Raw genomic sequence first — 14,549 nt, forward strand, 5'->3', positions numbered from 1 at the left:
AACCGCACGATGCGTCCATGTCCGCACCGACCATCACTCCCGCGGAGCGGGCGCCGGTCTCCCGCGCTCGCGTCCGTCTGACCGGACGGCGACGCCGGGTGCTGCGCGCCGTGCACGTGGCCGTCGGCGTCGGCTGGCTCGGACTGGCCTGCGCGATGCTGACCCTCGGCCTCAGCGCCGCGCTCACCCGCGAGCCCGGCCTCGCCGGCGCCGCATACATGCTGATGGGCTACGTCGGCACGCGCACCATCGCGGGAATGGCGATCGCGACTCTGCTCTCCGGCCTGGTGCTCTCGCTCGTCACTCCGTGGGGGCTGGTCCGGCACTGGTGGGTCGTCGTGAAGACCGTGCTCACGCTGGTCGTGATCGTGTCCGCCGTCGGGATCACGAACGGGTGGGTCGAGCGCGCCGCGGCGGCAGCGAACGACCCGGGTGGGCCCACGGCATGGCTGGTGGTCACCGGTTCGGTGGGGCACCTGCTGCTGCTGGCCGCGGCCACCCTGATCTCGGTCGACAAGCCGTGGGGGCGAACGCGGAAGGAGCAGCGGTGACGACAGCGACGAGGACCCGTCCACGGGCGCAGGTCGGCCGGGGAACGCGACGCGCGCTGCTCGTGGCGCACATCGTGGCCTCGGGGGCGTGGATCGGGATCGACGTCGTTCTCGGCGTCCTGGTGTTCACCGCGCTGTCGGCCGACCCGGCCGCCGCGGCCCTGTGCCTGCAGGTGCTGCCGCTGCTGTTCTGGCCGGTGCTCATCGCCGGCCTGGTCAGCCTCGTCACCGGGATCGCGCTGGGGCTGGGCACCCGCTACGGGCTGCTGCGGTACTGGTGGGTCGCGGTCAAGCTGGTGATCAATCTGGTTCTCGTTGTGCTCGTCGCGCTCGTCCTGCGTGGTGGCCTCGACGAGGCGGCCGTCCGCGGTGCCGCTGGTGGCCCGGACGCTGTGGAGGGCCTGGACACGCTGGCCTTCCCACCGGTTGTGTCGATCACTCTGCTCGTCACGGCCACGGTGCTCGCGGTCGTCAAGCCGTGGGGCCGGATTCGCCGATCCGCCTGACGGGCCGGCGGCACCGGAGCATGACGACGTCCCGGAGGCCCTGGCAGTGTGGGGCGGCCTGACGAAGGGGGACTCGTGAACGCAGGCGCGGACGTCCCGTCGGAAATCCTCACGCGGCTGCGGGCTGTCTGCTTCGCCCTGCCGGAGACCAGGGAAGAGGCGGCGTGGGCCGGTGTGCGCTGGCGGGTCCGCCGGCAGACCTTCGCCCACGTCGTCACGATCGAGGCGGGCCGGCCACCGGCCTACGCTCGCGCGGCGGGGACCGACGGTCCGAGCACCGTGCTCACGTTCTGGTCGGGTGGGCCCGAACTCGAGGTGCTGCGGCGCACGGGCCATCCGTTCTTCGGTCCGCCGTGGGGCCGGACGTCGTCGGCATGGTGCTCGACGAGAGCCCCGACTGGGACGAGATCGCGGAACTGCTCACGGAGAGCTTCTGCACACGCGCACCCACGACGCTGGCCCGAACCGTGGTGCGCCCCGGGCCCTGAGCTCCGGTACCGCAGCGGGAGTACGGGAACGTCGTCTCGACGAAGGACGCCGGGACGGGTCGCGATGGCTACGTTTGCCCGGTGTCGTTCACGTCGAGGCCGTGGCACTGGTCCGCCACGGTGTGGGTGCCGGCCTCCGCCGCGTCGATCCTCGTGATCACCCTGATCGGCACCCGGTTCGCGGCGCTGGACCAGCCGACCGCGCGTCCGCTCGACGTGCTCGGCGTCGCGCTGCTGGTGGCCGGTCCGGTGGCGCTCGTGGCGCGCAGGCGGTTCCCGCCCGCGGTGCTGATCGCGACCGTCGTGGTGGTCACCGTGTACCTGGCCGCCGGTTTCCCGTTCGGCCCCGTGTTCCTTGCCCCGCTGGTTGCCCTCTGCTCTGCGGTGCTCGCCGGTCACCGGTGGGTGGCCTACCTGACGACCGCGGCGGCGGTACTGGTGCTCGTCGTGGTGCACATGCTGCGCAACCCGGGGGCGCTCCCGCTCGCGGGCGCGGCGGCATGGGTCGCGGTGCTGGCCGCGGTGATCGCAGCCTGCGAGGGGTGGCGGGCCCGGCGGGAACGGCTCGTGCAGGCAGCGGCGGCCCAGGAGCAGGCCGCACTGCGCAGGCGCAGTGACGAGCGGCTCCGCATCGCGCAGGAACTGCACGACGTGCTCGGTCACCACGTGTCGCTGATCAACGTGCAGGCCGGGGTCGCCCTCTACCTGATGGACGACGACCCCGAGCAGGCCCGCTCGGCCTTGACGGCGATCAAGCAGTCCAGCCGCGATCTGCTGCGCGAGATGCGGGCGACCCTCGGCGTGCTCCGCGGGGTCGACACCGAACCTCCGCACCACCCGGTGCCGGGCATCGCGGATCTCGGCGCGCTCGTGACGGACGTCCGGAGCGCAGGCCTGCCCGTGGAGATGCGAGTGGAGGGCGATGTGGCCGATCTTCCGCCCGCGGTGGACCGCGCGGCCTACCGGATCGTGCAGGAAGCGCTGACCAACACCCGCCGCCACGCCGGCCCGGCCACCGCGACCGTGCTGCTGGTGTACGCCGCCGATGAGCTGACCGTGCAGGTCGAGGACGACGGGTCCTGGCCGGTGTGGGCGGGCGAGGACGGCGGCGGCAACGGAGTGGCCGGGATGCGGGAGCGTGCGCAGGCGCTGGGCGGGTCGAGCGAGATCGGGCCCCGTCCGGAGGGCGGGTTCCGGGTGCGGGTGCACCTTCCGGTGCCGGCGCGGCGGGACACGGGGGTGGGACGATGATCAGGGTGCTGCTGGCTGATGACCAGGCGCTGGTGCGTTCGGGCTTCCGCGCGTTGCTCGACGCACAACGTGACATCGAGGTGGTCGGCGAAGCCGAGGACGGCGCGGTGGCCGTCGCGCAGGCGCGCAAGCTGCGTCCCGACGTCGTGCTGATGGACATCCGGATGCCCGGCCACGACGGCCTGACCGCCACCCGGGAGATCACGGGCGACCCGGGGCTCGAAGCCACCAAGGTGATCGTGCTGACCACCTTCACCGACGACTCCTACGTGTTCGACGCGATCCGCTTCGGCGCCAGTGGCTTTCTCGTGAAGGACAGCGAGCCCGCGGAGCTGGTGCAGGCGATCCGGGTCGTGCACGGCGGGGAGGCGCTGCTCGCGCCGGCCGTCACCCGCACACTGATCGCGGAGTTCGCAGCGCGCGCCCGTCCCACGCGCACCGACCGAAGGCTGGCCGCGCTCATCGCGAGCCTCACGCAGCGGGAGCGCGAGGTCGTCACGCACGTCGCCGCAGGTCGTACCAACGACGAGATCGCCGAGGTCCTGTTCCTCAGCCCGACCACGGCGAAGACCCACGTCAGCAGGGCGATGACCAAGCTCGGGGCGCGCGACCGCGCTCAGGTCGTCGTCATGGCGTACGAGAGCGGCCTCGTCCGGCCCGGTTGGGACGGATGATCGCGTGGGGCGGTGACGGCCCCCGTGAGGCGTCGTGCGGTGGTAGTGCTGTAGATCATGACCTCACTCGATCTGGCCAACGGCCGGAGCCTGGAGTACGTCGTCGCGGGGCCCGAGGACGGCACGCCGTTGGTGCTCCACCACGGCACACCCTCGGCGGCCCTGGTCTTCGGGCCGTGGCGGGAGTCGGCGGCGAAGCACGGGCTCCGAATGGTGATGTACTCCCGTCCTGGGTACGCGGGGTCGAGCCCGCGGCCGGGGCGTGCGGTGGCCGACGCCGCCGGTGACGTCGCTGCGCTGCTGGACGCACTCGGCGCCGAGCGCTTCGTGACGGTGGGCTGGTCGGGTGGCGGCCCGCACGCACTGGCCTGCGCGAAGTTGTTGCCGGACCGGTGCGGTGCGGCAGCCCTGATCGGCGGAGTGGCGCCCTACGCGGCCGACGGCCTGGATTTCATGAGCGGCATGGGGGTCGAGAACGTCGAGGAGTTCGGCGCGGCGCTCAAGGGCAAGGCGGCGCTCACGAGCTATCTCGACACGCAGAGCGCCGCTCTGGCCCACGTGCAGGCCGGCGACATGGCCGCCGCCTTCGGAGACCTGGTCTCCGACGTCGACCGGGCGCAGCTCACGGGCGAGTTCGCCGACTATCTGGCGGAGTCGTTCCGGACGGCGCTGCAATCCGGTACGGCGGGCTGGCGCGACGACGATCTCGCCTTCGTGACGGACTGGGGCTTCCGGCTCGACGACGGTCAGGTGCCGGTCGCGGTGTGGCAGGGCGGTCAGGACCGGATGGTGCCCTACACCCACGGCGAGTGGCTTGCCGAGCACGTGGCCGGCGCCGAGCCGCACCTGCTTCCGGACGAGGGACACCTGTCCCTTGCGGTCGGCGCGGTCGAGGAGATCATCGCCGATCTCGTCCGACTCTCCCGCTGACGCTCCGGCGCGCACGTCCGCCGTGTGTCTCCCGAATGTGGTGTCCGTCGCGGCGACTCCGAGATCCCGTCAGTGGCGCTCCCGGCGCAGAGTTGAGGGGCCAGCGCTGTCAGCCGGACCTAGTGTCGCGGAAGCGAACCTCGTTTCCTCGGCACGAGCAACGGGAGTACGGCATGCGCAAGTGGTGGCCTCTGACCGCGGTCGGTCTCGGCGCGTTCATGCTGCTGATCGACGTCACGATCGTGAATGTCGCATTGCCGGACATGACAGCGGACCTCGGTGCCTCGTTCGGCGAACTGCAGTGGGTCGTGGACATCTACGCACTGACCCTGGCCGCGTGTCTTCTCGGCATCGGCTCGCTGGGCGACCGGCTGGGGCATCGCCGCGTGTACATCGCCGGGCTCACGCTATTCGGACTGGCGTCGCTGGGCTGTGCCCTAGCGCCGTCGACGGCGTTGCTGATCACGGGCAGGGCTGTGCAGGGCGTGGGGGCGGCGGCGATGTTCGCTGCCAACCTCGCCCTGCTCAGCACCGCCTACCAGGGCCGGGACCGCGCAGTCGCGTTCGGCGTCTGGGGTGCTGTCAACGGGGCTGCCGCGGCGGCGGGCCCGATCATCGGCGGGTTGCTGACCCAACACTTCGGCTGGGAATGGATCTTCGCGGTCAACGTGCCGGTCGCCGTCGTGGCCATCGTGATCACCTGGCGCACCATCGCCCAGGATCACGGCTCGCGCTACCGCCGGCTCGATCTGCCGGGTCTCGCCGCATTCACGGTGACGGCAGCGGGGCTGACCTACGGCCTCATCCGCAGCAGCGAGGTCTCCTGGACCGATCCGCAGGTCTGGGCACCACTGGTGCTCGCCGCGGTGGCGTTGGGGGCCTTCATCGCCGTCGAACACCGCGTGGGCGCGCCGATGCTGGACCTCGCCCTGTTCCGCAACCGGACGTTCGTCGGCCTGGTCACCGCCGCGGCCCTGCTGTCGGCGGGGGCGTGGGCGATGTTTCCGTACGCGTCGCTGTGGATGCAGAGCAGTCTGGGCCTCGGCCCGGTCGCGACCGGCCTCGTGTTCATGCCGATGAGCCTCGTGTCCTTCGTGGTGCCCCTCCTCATGGGGAAGTTCGGGCACGCGATCGCACCGCGCTACTCGGTGTCGCTGGGGCTGCTGTTCATCGCCGTGGGCGCCTTCCTGCAGGCCCGGGTGCATCCCGATTCCACCGCAATCGTGCTGATCCCCGGGATGGTGTGCATCGGACTGGGCGCTGGCCTGTCGCTGCCGCCGCTGTCGTCGGCGGTGATGGGAGCGGTGCCGCACGAACGGGCCGGCATGGCGGGTGGCGCCCTGAACTCGGCCCGCCAACTCGGCCTCGCGATCGGGGTTGCGCTTCTCGGGGCAGTGTTCTCGGCGCTGGCGCCCGGCGGCATCACCGGCCCGGGCCCGTCCGTCGCGGCCGCACTGAACACGAGCTACGCGGTAGCGGGAGTCATCGCCTTCGTGGGCGCGGTCCTGGTGTTCACGCTCGTCCGCACGCCGCGACCGCGAACCGAGGACCGACGATCCGTGGCCAAGGGCCGGTCGGCGCGGTCGTACTAGCCGTATCGACGTTCGCTCATGCGGTGTCGCGGAGGTGGGTGGACCACTTCTCCTCGACCCGGCCGAGCCGCCACACCGCCAGCGCCACCAGCCACGAGATGAAGAACAGCGCGACGATGCCGTAGCCGGCGTAGTCGAGGGGAATGGATGCGATCGCGGCGAGCGGTCCGGAGCTGATTCCCGCCTGGTCCACGATCACCGACACCAGCTCGATCGTTCCGATGATGAGTGCCACTGCCACCGAGATCGCGGTGATCGTGATGTTGTAGAACACCTTGCGGACCGGTTTGGCGAACGCCCAGCCGTAGGCGAAGTTCATGAAGATGCCGTCCACGGTATCCATCAGGCACATTCCGCCTGCGAACAGGATCGGCAGTACCAGAATCGCGTAGAAGGGCAGGTTGAACGCCGCTGCCCCACCGGCCAGCACCAGCAGGCCGACTTCGGTGGCGGTGTCGAATCCGAGCCCGAACAGCACGCCCACGGGATAGATCTGCCATGGCTTGGTGATCGACCTGGTCAGGCCCCCGAGGAACCGGTTCATGAGACCACGGTTGTTGAGCTGCTCCTCGAGCTCGCGCTCGTCGAAGTCGCCGCGGCGCATCCGCCGGAAGATCGCGACGATGCCGGCGAGGACGACGAGGTTGATGACGCCGATGACCCACAGGAACACCCCGGAGACGGAGGCGCCGATGATCCCGGTGATCGAATGCAGCTCGGAGGAGTCGTCCTCCACCTGCCCGGCGAGTGCCCTGACGCCGACCGAGAGGAGGAACGTCAGGAGGAACACGATCGTGGAGTGGCCGAGGGAGAACCAGAAACCGACGGAGAGCGGGTGGCGCTCCCCGCCCGCTCGATCCGCCAGCAGCTTGCGGGTGGTGTTGTCGACGGCCGCGATGTGGTCGGCGTCGAAGGCATGCCGGAGGCCGAAGGTGTAGGCCAGGACGCCGATGCCGACCGTGTAGATCCCCGACTCGCCCAGATCGAAGCGGGCGGGAACGACGAATGCGAACAGCACCCCGAAGCCGATGACGTGCAGCAGTATGATGAAGCCGCCCATTCCCAGCACGGAGCGGCGATCCTGACGATTCAGAGCGCCGCTGATGCGTGACCAGCGCGACGTCGCGGGGGAGACGCCTTCAATTGTCATGCCGGCCTTTCCGGACACGGGGGCGTGGGGGAGTCACGAGCGCGGTTCTGGATGGACAGTGCTCGTCGGAGCCGAAGTTACGACCAGGCTCCACGCTTCTGCAAGTAGTTGGTGATTGCCATCCCACTGCGGATGGCCGCCGATTTGGGCGATATACACCTTAATGCGACTTATTTCTTTTTGGTTCAATAAGACCTATCTGCACCCGGCGTCCCGTCGCCACTGCTACGTAGTTGCCAGTAACTTGCAACATGGGTCGGTTGCTGGCAGCATCGACTGCACTCCGGTGATCGTTCTGGCAGCTCGACATCGGATCGGGTGCGGGGCTCGTCGCATGGCGGCGGGCTCCGCGCACTCTGCGGTGGCTTGGTCGGGCAGGTGCTCCCCGGCGTGAGCCGGCCCGCCCCACCGTGGCCGATCGGGCGGGGAGCACCGCACCTCGCTCCCGGAGTTCTGTGCTGCCGGTTACCAGCGTGGTCGCGGGGTTAGCTGGCGAGCGGTGCGAGTCATGATCACTGTTTCGGGACCTGTGGCCGTTACTGGCGCGGCTGGGCGTCCCCAACCGGTGATCATGCGGTGATCGCGCTACTGGGGGCGTGCCCTGGCTTGCCGGTAGCGGTGCCTGGCCCGGAGGGTGGTCGCGGGGTGGGCGGGCGAGCGGTGCGACCTCCGTCGGAGGCGGCGTGGTGTGGCCATGATCATCGTTTCGGGGTCGGGAGCCGTCCATGGTGCGGCTGGACGTCCCCAACTGGTGATCATGAAGGGCTGCGAGCGGCGGGCCGGGTGCGGATCCGCCGCCTCAGGTCATGATCACTGTTTCGGGACCACCAACCGCTGCTAGCACGGCGGAGTGTTCCCAACCGGTGATCATGAGGAGTTGAGGCCGCAGGCCGGGCGAGGCGGGTGGGCCGGGTATGGATGCGTGGTCGGGGGCGGTGTCGGATCCGCCGGTGGGTGCGGGTGCGGTGTGACCAGCTCGACACGCGGCACCCGGCGGGGTCCCGGGAGGTGGCGGTCGCGGCCTCGAGTCCCGCTCGCGGGCGCGGCGTGGTGCGGCCATGATCATCGTTTCGGGGTCGGGAGCTGTCCATGGTGCGGCTGGACGTCCCCAACTGGTGATCATGAAGGGCTGCGAGCGGCGGGCCGGGTGCGGATCCGCCGCCTCAGGTCATGATCACTGTTTCGGGACCACCAACCGCTGCTGGCACGGCGGAGTGTTCCCAACTGGTGATCATGAGGAGTTGAGGCCGCGGGGCGGGCGGGCCGGGTATGGATGCGTGGTCGGGGGCGGTGTCGGATCTGCCGGTGGGTGCGGGTGCGGTGTGACCAGCTCGACACGCGGCACCCGGTGGGGCCCCGGAGGTGGCGGTCGCGGCCTCGAGTCCCGCTCGCGGACGCGGCGTGGTGCGGCCATGATCATCGTTTCGGGGTCGGGAGCCGTTGCTGGCACGGCTGGACGTCCCCAACCGGTGATCATGAGGTAATCGCGCTGTTGGCGGCGTGCCCTTGGCTTGCCGGCGGTGGTGCGGGGCTCCGGGGCGTGGTCGCGGGGTGGGCCGGCGAGCGGTGCGAGTCATGATCATTGTTTCGGGACCTGCAGCCGCCGCTGCGGCTGGGCGTCCCCGGTGATCATGAGTCTGCTCGTGCGGGCGATCCGGGTGCGTGTAGCTAAGGGTGTCGGGATCCGCAGGTGGGTGCGGGTGCGGAGCGACCGGATCCACGCGTGGGGCACCCGGCGGCGGTGGTCGCCGCCGCGCGGTCCGACCCTCCGCCGGAAGCGCTCCGTCTCAGGTCATGATCACCGTTTCGGGGTCGGGAGCTGTCCATGGTGCGGCTGGACGTCCCCAACTGGTGATCATGAAAGGCTGCAGGCGGGGCCGGGTGCGGACCGGCCGCCCCACGCCATGATCACCGTCTTGGGGCCGGGAGCCGTCCAGGGCGCGGCCCGGCGTCCCCAAATCGATGATCATGAGGGCACACTCCGGCTCAGCGGACTGCCGGCGCCTCGCGGGAGGCCGGTTGTGTGGCGCGGTGGACCAGCGCGGCGAACACGAGTGCCAATGCCGTCCAGAGCACGACGTGCCCGCCCAGCGAGGCGACGCGGAACCCGTAGAGCGCGGTGGCGGGGAAGTCCGGCGGCGTTTCGACGAAGGTCGGCATCAGGGAGGCGACCAGGCTCACCAGCACTACATAGGCGCCCGCTGCGACGAGCACGGCGTTCCACCAGCCGAGGGTGGGGGCGAGTCGGCGGGACAGTGCCACGGAGGCCGCTGCGAGGGCCACCGACACCGCGAGCAGGACGACGAAGAGCCCGGTGCGCACGCCGATGGTCTCCGGGAGCGTGGAAGCGGGCGGGTTGAACGGGTATTTGAGGAACGGCACCAGCACCGCGGAGACGAACCCGACGAGCGCCACGACCACGGCCGTGCCGCGCGCGCCCAGCAAGCCGAGCCGGCCCTGGGCCGTGGCGTAGACCAGCGCGAGGATGCCGCCGACGGCGACGCCGTAGATCAGGTAGGCCACCGCGAGTCCGATGTTGCTCTGCACGCCCCGGCTGACCAGTTCCTCGCCGCCGTGCTCGCCCGCCGCGTGGGCGGCGCTCTTCTCGAACGCGAGGCCGCCCTCGAGGGCCGGCTCGCCGAACACCCGGGCGAAGAAGAACGCGATCAGTCCGGCGACCAGGCCGGCCAGCATCCCCCGGACCAGCAGTGACCTCACCATCGCCGCCTGCCGATCAGTGGCAGGGGAAGCCGAGCAGGTGCCGGCCGTCGTGGACGAACTCGTGCAGCATCTCGCCGGGGAACACCGACGTCGCCCCCTGGTCGAGGCCGACGAGGTAGAGCAGCGCCACGAGGATCACCCCACCGAACAGCGCCCACGGGGCGATCTCGCGCAGTGGGATCGGCGCGGGGACGACACCGGTGACCGACGGGCGTTCGGCGGCGGCCTGCGTCATGGGTGCTCCTCCTTGGCGATCATTTGCACATCTGATGAACTGATCAGGTGAGTGTTCTGCCGCCGTTGCGAGGTGTCAAGACGTGGGGGTGTTGAGACGTCGTGCCACGTTCCTCACCTCGGCCCCCACCGCCGCCACGGCGGCTGCCGCGTTCTCCGGCGACGAGCCGCTCGACGGGCGCGGCCGGGTCTGGGCCGAGGCGGGGCGGGGGCACTCGCCACGCTCCGACCGGGTGCGCCACGGACCGGAACGGGCCTGCCGTGAGACCTGCTCCATCCTCGGTCTCGACGGCACGGTGGATCCGCTGCTACGGGACTGGGACCTGGCGTCGTGGTCCGGCCGCGCGCTCGACGACGTGGCCGCCGAGCGCCCCGACGACGTCGCCGCCTGGCTGACGGACCCGGGCGCCGCGCCACACGCAGGAGAGACGCTCACGGTGTTCCTGGCCCGCGTCCAGCAGTGGATGGTGGGCCTGCCGTCGGGGCACACGCTCGCCGTGTGCGCGCCCGCCGTGGTGCGGGCCGCGGTCGTCACGGTGCTGGGCGCTCCGGCCGTAACGTTCTGGCGGATCGACCTGGGGCCGATGACCCTCACCGACATCCGTGGCGGCGGCGATCGGTGGACGGTGCGCGCCACGGCCGTCCCGCTGGGCCGAGCGCCCTGAGCGCCGGGGGACGCGGCCACGGATGCGGTGCTCACGTGACCTGCCCGGTTTCACCTCAGCGCTGAGCCGCCGCCACCGCAGCCGTCAGAGCGTCGGTGCTCATGCCCACGTCCGTGCCGTTGACCTTGATGGTCGGCGTGCCGTTGACCCCGGCTCTGGACGCGTCGTCGGTGACCGACTTCGTCCAGTTCGCGTAGTGGTTGTCCTGCACGCACTGCGCGAAGTCGCCCCCCGCCCCTGCCTGCTGCCCGAGCGAGACCAGTTGGTTCTCGGGAAGGCCGTTGCCGTTCTCGGGTGGCTGGTTGGCGTAGAGGAGCGTGAGGTACTGCGGGAACACCTTCGCGTCGGCCGCGCAGGCGGACGCCGCGGACGAGCGACTCGAGTACTGCGCGGAGGAGAAGCGGTCCAGGAAGGCTACCGGGTGGTAGACCACCTTGGCCTGCCCCGCTGCGACGAGTTTGTCGATCGTGGGGCCGGTCTGCGTCTCGTACTGCTTGCAGACCGGGCACTGGAAGTCGAGGTAGATGTCGATGGTCGCGGGAGCGCTCGCCTGCCCGACGGTGATGCTGGTGCTCGTCCCGCCTACCGGGACCGGGACGTCGCCGGAGCCGCGCTGGGTGCGGTAGATGCCGAACCCGACGGCGCCCGCGAACAGGACGAGCACGACGACGGCGATGATGATTCCGGTGGACGGCCCGCGGCGTGCGGCAGCCACGCTCCCGCGGGCCGGCCGGTTGCGCCGGCTCGCGCTGCCCGATGGCATCAGGCGGTCTCCTTCCGGGCCGTGAGCAGCCCGTCGAGGGCGATCCGGCTCCGTGGCCGGATCACGAGCAAGAGCGAGACGAGCAGGAGCGCGCCGTCGCGGGCGAGTTCCCAGCCGTAGGTGGGGTCTGCGCCGGCGGCGAGCTCGCCGCCCGAACCGAAGCATCCGCAGTCGATCCGGAGCCCCCGCGCCCATGCGGAGGCGATCCCGACGACGAACGCCGCCATCAGTACCGACGATACGACTGCCGACGCCCGGATGCCGATGCCCACGACGAGCAGGATGCCGAGCAGGATCTCCACGAGCGGGAGACCCGCGCCGATCACCTGCGCGGCGATCTCGGGCAGCAGCCGGTACGCGCGCACCGCCCGCACCGAGGCGTCCAGGTCCGTCACCTTCGCCACACCTGCGGCTATCCACACGCCGCCGACGACGAGGCGACCCACGGTGAGCAACCAACCGACAACGGGCTCGCCGGACGACCAGAGGGAGCGGTCGGGCCGCTCAGTGGGATTCGACACGTCTGTCATGCCGCGCGACGACCCGTCGGTTCCAGCCCTTGCCCGCTGCGACCGTCGGGCCCGCGAACGGGGATGAGCGATCCGAAGAGGTGACCGGGGGCGCGACCTGCTTCGCCGCCTGCGCCGGTGGCTCTGCCGCCGTCGTCGCGGTGGAGGGCCCGGAATACCAGCAGCAGCACCAGCCCGATGACGACGACGCCGTGCCCGACCAGCCGACTCGGGTCCACGCGGCCGGCGACGAGGTCCGGAACGCTCAACGCGGTGAGTACGCCGACGAACGCGGCGATCATGGGAACGAGCCCGGCGCTGGGCCGGAACCGGCCCAGCGCGACCCAGCCGAACGCGACACCGAGCGCGAGGTTCCAGGCAGCGCTCTCGTGCGAGAAGTGGGCTGCGCTGGCGCCGCTCAGTCCCATGCCGGGCATCGCGACGTGGATCTCGTCACTCCGGGTGGCGACGATGCTCGCCCCGGCGAGGCTGAGCTGCCCGAGCGCGACCAGACCCAGCCCGGCGCGGACGACGTCCATCGCCCATCGTCGTCTGCGGGCATGGCGTCTGCGCTCCGCGGCCGCTCGCTCCCGCACCGGCGCGGCGTCCGTCCACGCCTCGAGCAGCGCGGGCGTGAGGTCGACGACCTCCTCCACCGGCCGGGTGCGCGCCAGCCGCGTGATGTGCGCGGCATCGTCGACGAACGCGCGGCACGCAGAGCAGGTCGCCAGGTGCGCTTCCGCTCGCTCGGCTCCGGCGGCGCCGCCGGGCGGATCCTCCCCGTCGAGCCGGGCCGAGACCACCTCGCGGCACTGCCGGCAATCGAGGTCGGATTCCTGGGCGCCCGATCGCCAATCCGTTCCCATGCAGTCAATGGTCGCTGCCGAGGGCCGCGTGGTTCCCGTGAGACTCGCCATCTACGGTGCGAGGCGTGGCGGATCGGGCGGACGACAGCGAGATCACCGCATGGGCGCTGGCGGCCGGACAGGGCGACGCCGACGCACTTGCGGCGTTCGTCCGTGCCACCCAGCGGGACGTACATCGCTTCCTGAGCCATCTGAGCGGCCCGGCCGATGCCGAGGACCTGCGTCAGGAGACGTACCTGCGAGCGCTGGGATCGCTGCACCGCTTCGCCGGAGACGCGCCTGCCCGCGCCTGGCTCCTGTCGATCGCCCGCAGGGCCGCAGCCGACGCGGTTCGCCGCGCGCGGCGCCGCCCGCGGACCGACGGGATCGAGATGTGGGAGGCGCTGGGCGACAACCCGGTGGTGGTGCGTGGCCCCGCCGAGGGCGAGATCCTGCTCCGCATCCTGGTGGCGGCGCTGGACCGCGACCGCCGGGAGGCCTTCGTGCTGACCCAGGTGCTCGATCTGAGCTACGCCGAGGCCGCGGAGGTGTGCGGCTGCCCGATCGGCACGATCCGGTCGCGCGTCGCACGGGCCCGGGAGGACTTGGTGGCGGCGCTGCAGACGCATCCACGCAGGCGCAGCGGCAGCTGAACCGGAGCTTGACCCTCCCACTGTGTGAGGCCCTCTACTCGGAGCCGTCATGTTCACCATCGGAGACTTCGCCGAGCACGGCCGGGTGTCGGTCCGCATGTTGCATCACTACGACGCCATCGGGTTGCTGCGTCCCGCGTACGTCGATCCGGCCAGCAGCTACCGCTACTACCGGGCCGAGCAGCTCTCACAGCTCAACCGCATCGTCGCGCTGAAGGAGCTCGGCTTCGGGCTCCACCAGATCAGATCGATCGTGCACGACGACGTGAGCGCGGAGGAGCTGCGCGGGATGCTGCGGCTGCGGCGGGCGGAACTCGAGACGGCGTTGGCCGAGGCGACTGCCCGGCTGGCCATGGTCGAGGCGAGGCTCCGGACGATCGAGAGCGAGAACCTCGTGCCCACCGACGCCGTCGTCGTCAGGAGCCTTCCTGCCCTACGCGTGGCCGAGCTGACCGGTACCAGCGGGAGCTTCGATCCGCGGGAGCTCCGGCCGGTCGTCGACGCCCTCTACGACGAACTGCGCAGCTGCCTGGACGTCGCCGGCGTGGTGGCGGCCGGGCCGCCCGTCACCCGGTACGAGGACGTGCCGGGCAGCGGCGCGGTCGTGGTGCACGCGGGGCTGCCGGTCGCGGCGGACGTCGACCGTGCCGGGGCCGCCGGCCTGGTCGACCTGGCCGGGGTCGCCCGCGCCGCCACCATCGTGCACTGCGGCTTCCCGGACGACGTGCTGCCCACCGTGCAGGCGCTGGCCCGATGGCTCGACGCCAACGATCATCGCATGACGTCGCAGCACGCGCGTGAGCTCGCGCTAGCCTGTCCGCCGGACCGTGCAGAGTGGGTGACCGAGCTGCAGGTCCCCATCGGGGTGTCAGGCAGCCACGATGAGGTAGAGCCCGTACAGGACGATCGCCGAAGCAGCGGTGAGGCAGATTCCGGCGACGGCCGTGCTGGCGCCTGCGCCGATCCGGGTCGAGGCCTCTCCAGCACCTGCCTTCTCGCGGGCTGACAGCGCGACCA

Annotated in this window: 16 protein-coding genes; 10 read left to right on the top strand and 6 right to left on the bottom strand. The window is 71.1% G+C overall.

Annotated features, from left to right (window positions below; translation table 11 throughout):
• The first annotated feature begins 17 nt into the window (after positions 1-17).
• The 7 genes from MMF94_RS08765 (at position 18) to MMF94_RS08790 (ending at position 5,992) form a co-directional block, all read left to right on the top strand.
• Positions 18-551: a hypothetical protein gene (locus MMF94_RS08765; RefSeq protein ID WP_241035804.1), complete on the top strand. Its 534-nt coding sequence runs from the start codon at positions 18-20 to the stop codon at positions 549-551.
• A complete protein-coding gene (locus MMF94_RS08770) occupies positions 548-1,057 on the top strand; it encodes a hypothetical protein (protein WP_241035805.1) in 510 nt (169 codons plus the stop codon). Before MMF94_RS08765 ends, MMF94_RS08770 begins: the two co-directional genes overlap by 4 nt.
• Before the next feature lie 353 nt (positions 1,058-1,410).
• The gene (locus tag MMF94_RS43290; protein WP_277398679.1) at positions 1,411-1,545 is read left to right on the top strand and encodes a hypothetical protein; all 135 of its coding nucleotides are present in this window, start codon (positions 1,411-1,413) and stop codon (positions 1,543-1,545) included.
• 81 nt (positions 1,546-1,626) lie between these two features.
• Positions 1,627-2,796: a sensor histidine kinase gene (locus tag MMF94_RS08775; RefSeq protein ID WP_241035806.1), complete on the top strand. Its 1,170-nt coding sequence runs from the start codon at positions 1,627-1,629 to the stop codon at positions 2,794-2,796.
• Positions 2,793-3,470, top strand: a complete 678-nt coding sequence (locus MMF94_RS08780) for a response regulator transcription factor (protein ID WP_241035807.1) — start codon at positions 2,793-2,795, stop codon at positions 3,468-3,470. The genes MMF94_RS08775 and MMF94_RS08780 overlap by 4 nt, the downstream gene beginning before the upstream one ends.
• A gap of 57 nt (positions 3,471-3,527) precedes the next feature.
• Entirely contained in the window at positions 3,528-4,400 is an 873-nt protein-coding gene (locus MMF94_RS08785) for an alpha/beta fold hydrolase (RefSeq protein ID WP_241035808.1), read from the top strand.
• Positions 4,401-4,573: 173 nt separating this feature from the next.
• Complete coding sequence (locus MMF94_RS08790) at positions 4,574-5,992, top strand: MFS transporter (RefSeq protein ID WP_241035809.1); 1,419 nt, start codon at positions 4,574-4,576, stop codon at positions 5,990-5,992.
• A 16-nt stretch (positions 5,993-6,008) separates the two neighbouring features.
• Here the strand turns inward: MMF94_RS08790 and nicT are convergent, their stop codons facing one another.
• The 3 genes from nicT to MMF94_RS08805 form a co-directional block, all read right to left on the bottom strand.
• On the bottom strand, positions 6,009-7,142 hold the full coding sequence (nicT, locus tag MMF94_RS08795; protein WP_241035810.1) for a Nickel transporter NicT: 1,134 nt from the start codon (positions 7,140-7,142) through the stop codon (positions 6,009-6,011).
• 1,986 nt (positions 7,143-9,128) lie between these two features.
• Positions 9,129-9,863 (bottom strand): CbtA family protein, encoded by a 735-nt coding sequence (locus MMF94_RS08800; protein ID WP_241035811.1) that lies wholly within the window; start codon positions 9,861-9,863, stop codon positions 9,129-9,131.
• 13 nt (positions 9,864-9,876) lie between these two features.
• A complete protein-coding gene (locus MMF94_RS08805; protein ID WP_241035812.1) occupies positions 9,877-10,098 on the bottom strand; it encodes a CbtB domain-containing protein in 222 nt (73 codons plus the stop codon).
• Positions 10,099-10,180: 82 nt separating this feature from the next.
• Here MMF94_RS08805 and MMF94_RS08810 point away from each other — a divergent pair, with 82 nt between their 5' ends.
• Positions 10,181-10,762, top strand: coding sequence for a histidine phosphatase family protein (locus MMF94_RS08810; protein WP_241035813.1), 582 nt, complete (start codon positions 10,181-10,183; stop codon positions 10,760-10,762).
• A gap of 55 nt (positions 10,763-10,817) precedes the next feature.
• Here the strand turns inward: MMF94_RS08810 and MMF94_RS08815 are convergent, their stop codons facing one another.
• Genes MMF94_RS08815 through MMF94_RS08825 form a run of 3 tightly spaced genes read right to left on the bottom strand, consistent with a single transcriptional unit; the run spans position 10,818 to position 12,900 of the window.
• Positions 10,818-11,525 carry a DsbA family protein gene (locus tag MMF94_RS08815; RefSeq protein WP_241035814.1) on the bottom strand — a complete coding sequence of 236 codons (708 nt, stop codon included), beginning with the start codon at positions 11,523-11,525 and terminating at the stop codon, positions 10,818-10,820.
• Positions 11,525-12,046, bottom strand: a complete 522-nt coding sequence (locus MMF94_RS08820) for a MauE/DoxX family redox-associated membrane protein (RefSeq protein ID WP_241035815.1) — start codon at positions 12,044-12,046, stop codon at positions 11,525-11,527. Before MMF94_RS08820 ends, MMF94_RS08815 begins: the two co-directional genes overlap by 1 nt.
• 5 nt (positions 12,047-12,051) lie before the next feature.
• A complete protein-coding gene (locus MMF94_RS08825; protein ID WP_241035816.1) occupies positions 12,052-12,900 on the bottom strand; it encodes a zf-HC2 domain-containing protein in 849 nt (282 codons plus the stop codon).
• A gap of 65 nt (positions 12,901-12,965) precedes the next feature.
• Here MMF94_RS08825 and MMF94_RS08830 point away from each other — a divergent pair, with 65 nt between their 5' ends.
• Both MMF94_RS08830 and MMF94_RS08835 read left to right on the top strand, forming a co-directional pair.
• On the top strand, positions 12,966-13,532 hold the full coding sequence (locus tag MMF94_RS08830) for a sigma-70 family RNA polymerase sigma factor (protein ID WP_241035817.1): 567 nt from the start codon (positions 12,966-12,968) through the stop codon (positions 13,530-13,532).
• Between the two features lie 49 nt (positions 13,533-13,581).
• The gene (locus tag MMF94_RS08835) at positions 13,582-14,538 is read left to right on the top strand and encodes a MerR family transcriptional regulator (protein WP_241035818.1); all 957 of its coding nucleotides are present in this window, start codon (positions 13,582-13,584) and stop codon (positions 14,536-14,538) included.
• The last annotated feature ends 11 nt before the right edge of the window (positions 14,539-14,549 follow it).

The organism is Pseudonocardia alaniniphila (assembly GCF_022524485.1).
Classification (GTDB): Bacteria; Actinomycetota; Actinomycetes; order Mycobacteriales; family Pseudonocardiaceae; genus Pseudonocardia; species Pseudonocardia alaniniphila.

Coding starts and splice junctions, on each gene's coding strand:
- MMF94_RS08825 (WP_241035816.1), bottom strand. CDS start 12,900: ATGGGAACGGATTGGCGATCGGGCGCCCAGGAATCCGACCTCGATTGC.
- MMF94_RS08800 (WP_241035811.1), bottom strand. CDS start 9,863: ATGGTGAGGTCACTGCTGGTCCGGGGGATGCTGGCCGGCCTGGTCGCC.
- MMF94_RS08805 (WP_241035812.1), bottom strand. CDS start 10,098: ATGACGCAGGCCGCCGCCGAACGCCCGTCGGTCACCGGTGTCGTCCCC.
- nicT (WP_241035810.1), bottom strand. CDS start 7,142: ATGACAATTGAAGGCGTCTCCCCCGCGACGTCGCGCTGGTCACGCATC.
- MMF94_RS08790 (WP_241035809.1), top strand. CDS start 4,574: ATGCGCAAGTGGTGGCCTCTGACCGCGGTCGGTCTCGGCGCGTTCATG.
- MMF94_RS08765 (WP_241035804.1), top strand. CDS start 18: ATGTCCGCACCGACCATCACTCCCGCGGAGCGGGCGCCGGTCTCCCGC.
- MMF94_RS08815 (WP_241035814.1), bottom strand. CDS start 11,525: ATGCCATCGGGCAGCGCGAGCCGGCGCAACCGGCCGGCCCGCGGGAGC.
- MMF94_RS08785 (WP_241035808.1), top strand. CDS start 3,528: ATGACCTCACTCGATCTGGCCAACGGCCGGAGCCTGGAGTACGTCGTC.
- MMF94_RS08835 (WP_241035818.1), top strand. CDS start 13,582: ATGTTCACCATCGGAGACTTCGCCGAGCACGGCCGGGTGTCGGTCCGC.
- MMF94_RS08780 (WP_241035807.1), top strand. CDS start 2,793: ATGATCAGGGTGCTGCTGGCTGATGACCAGGCGCTGGTGCGTTCGGGC.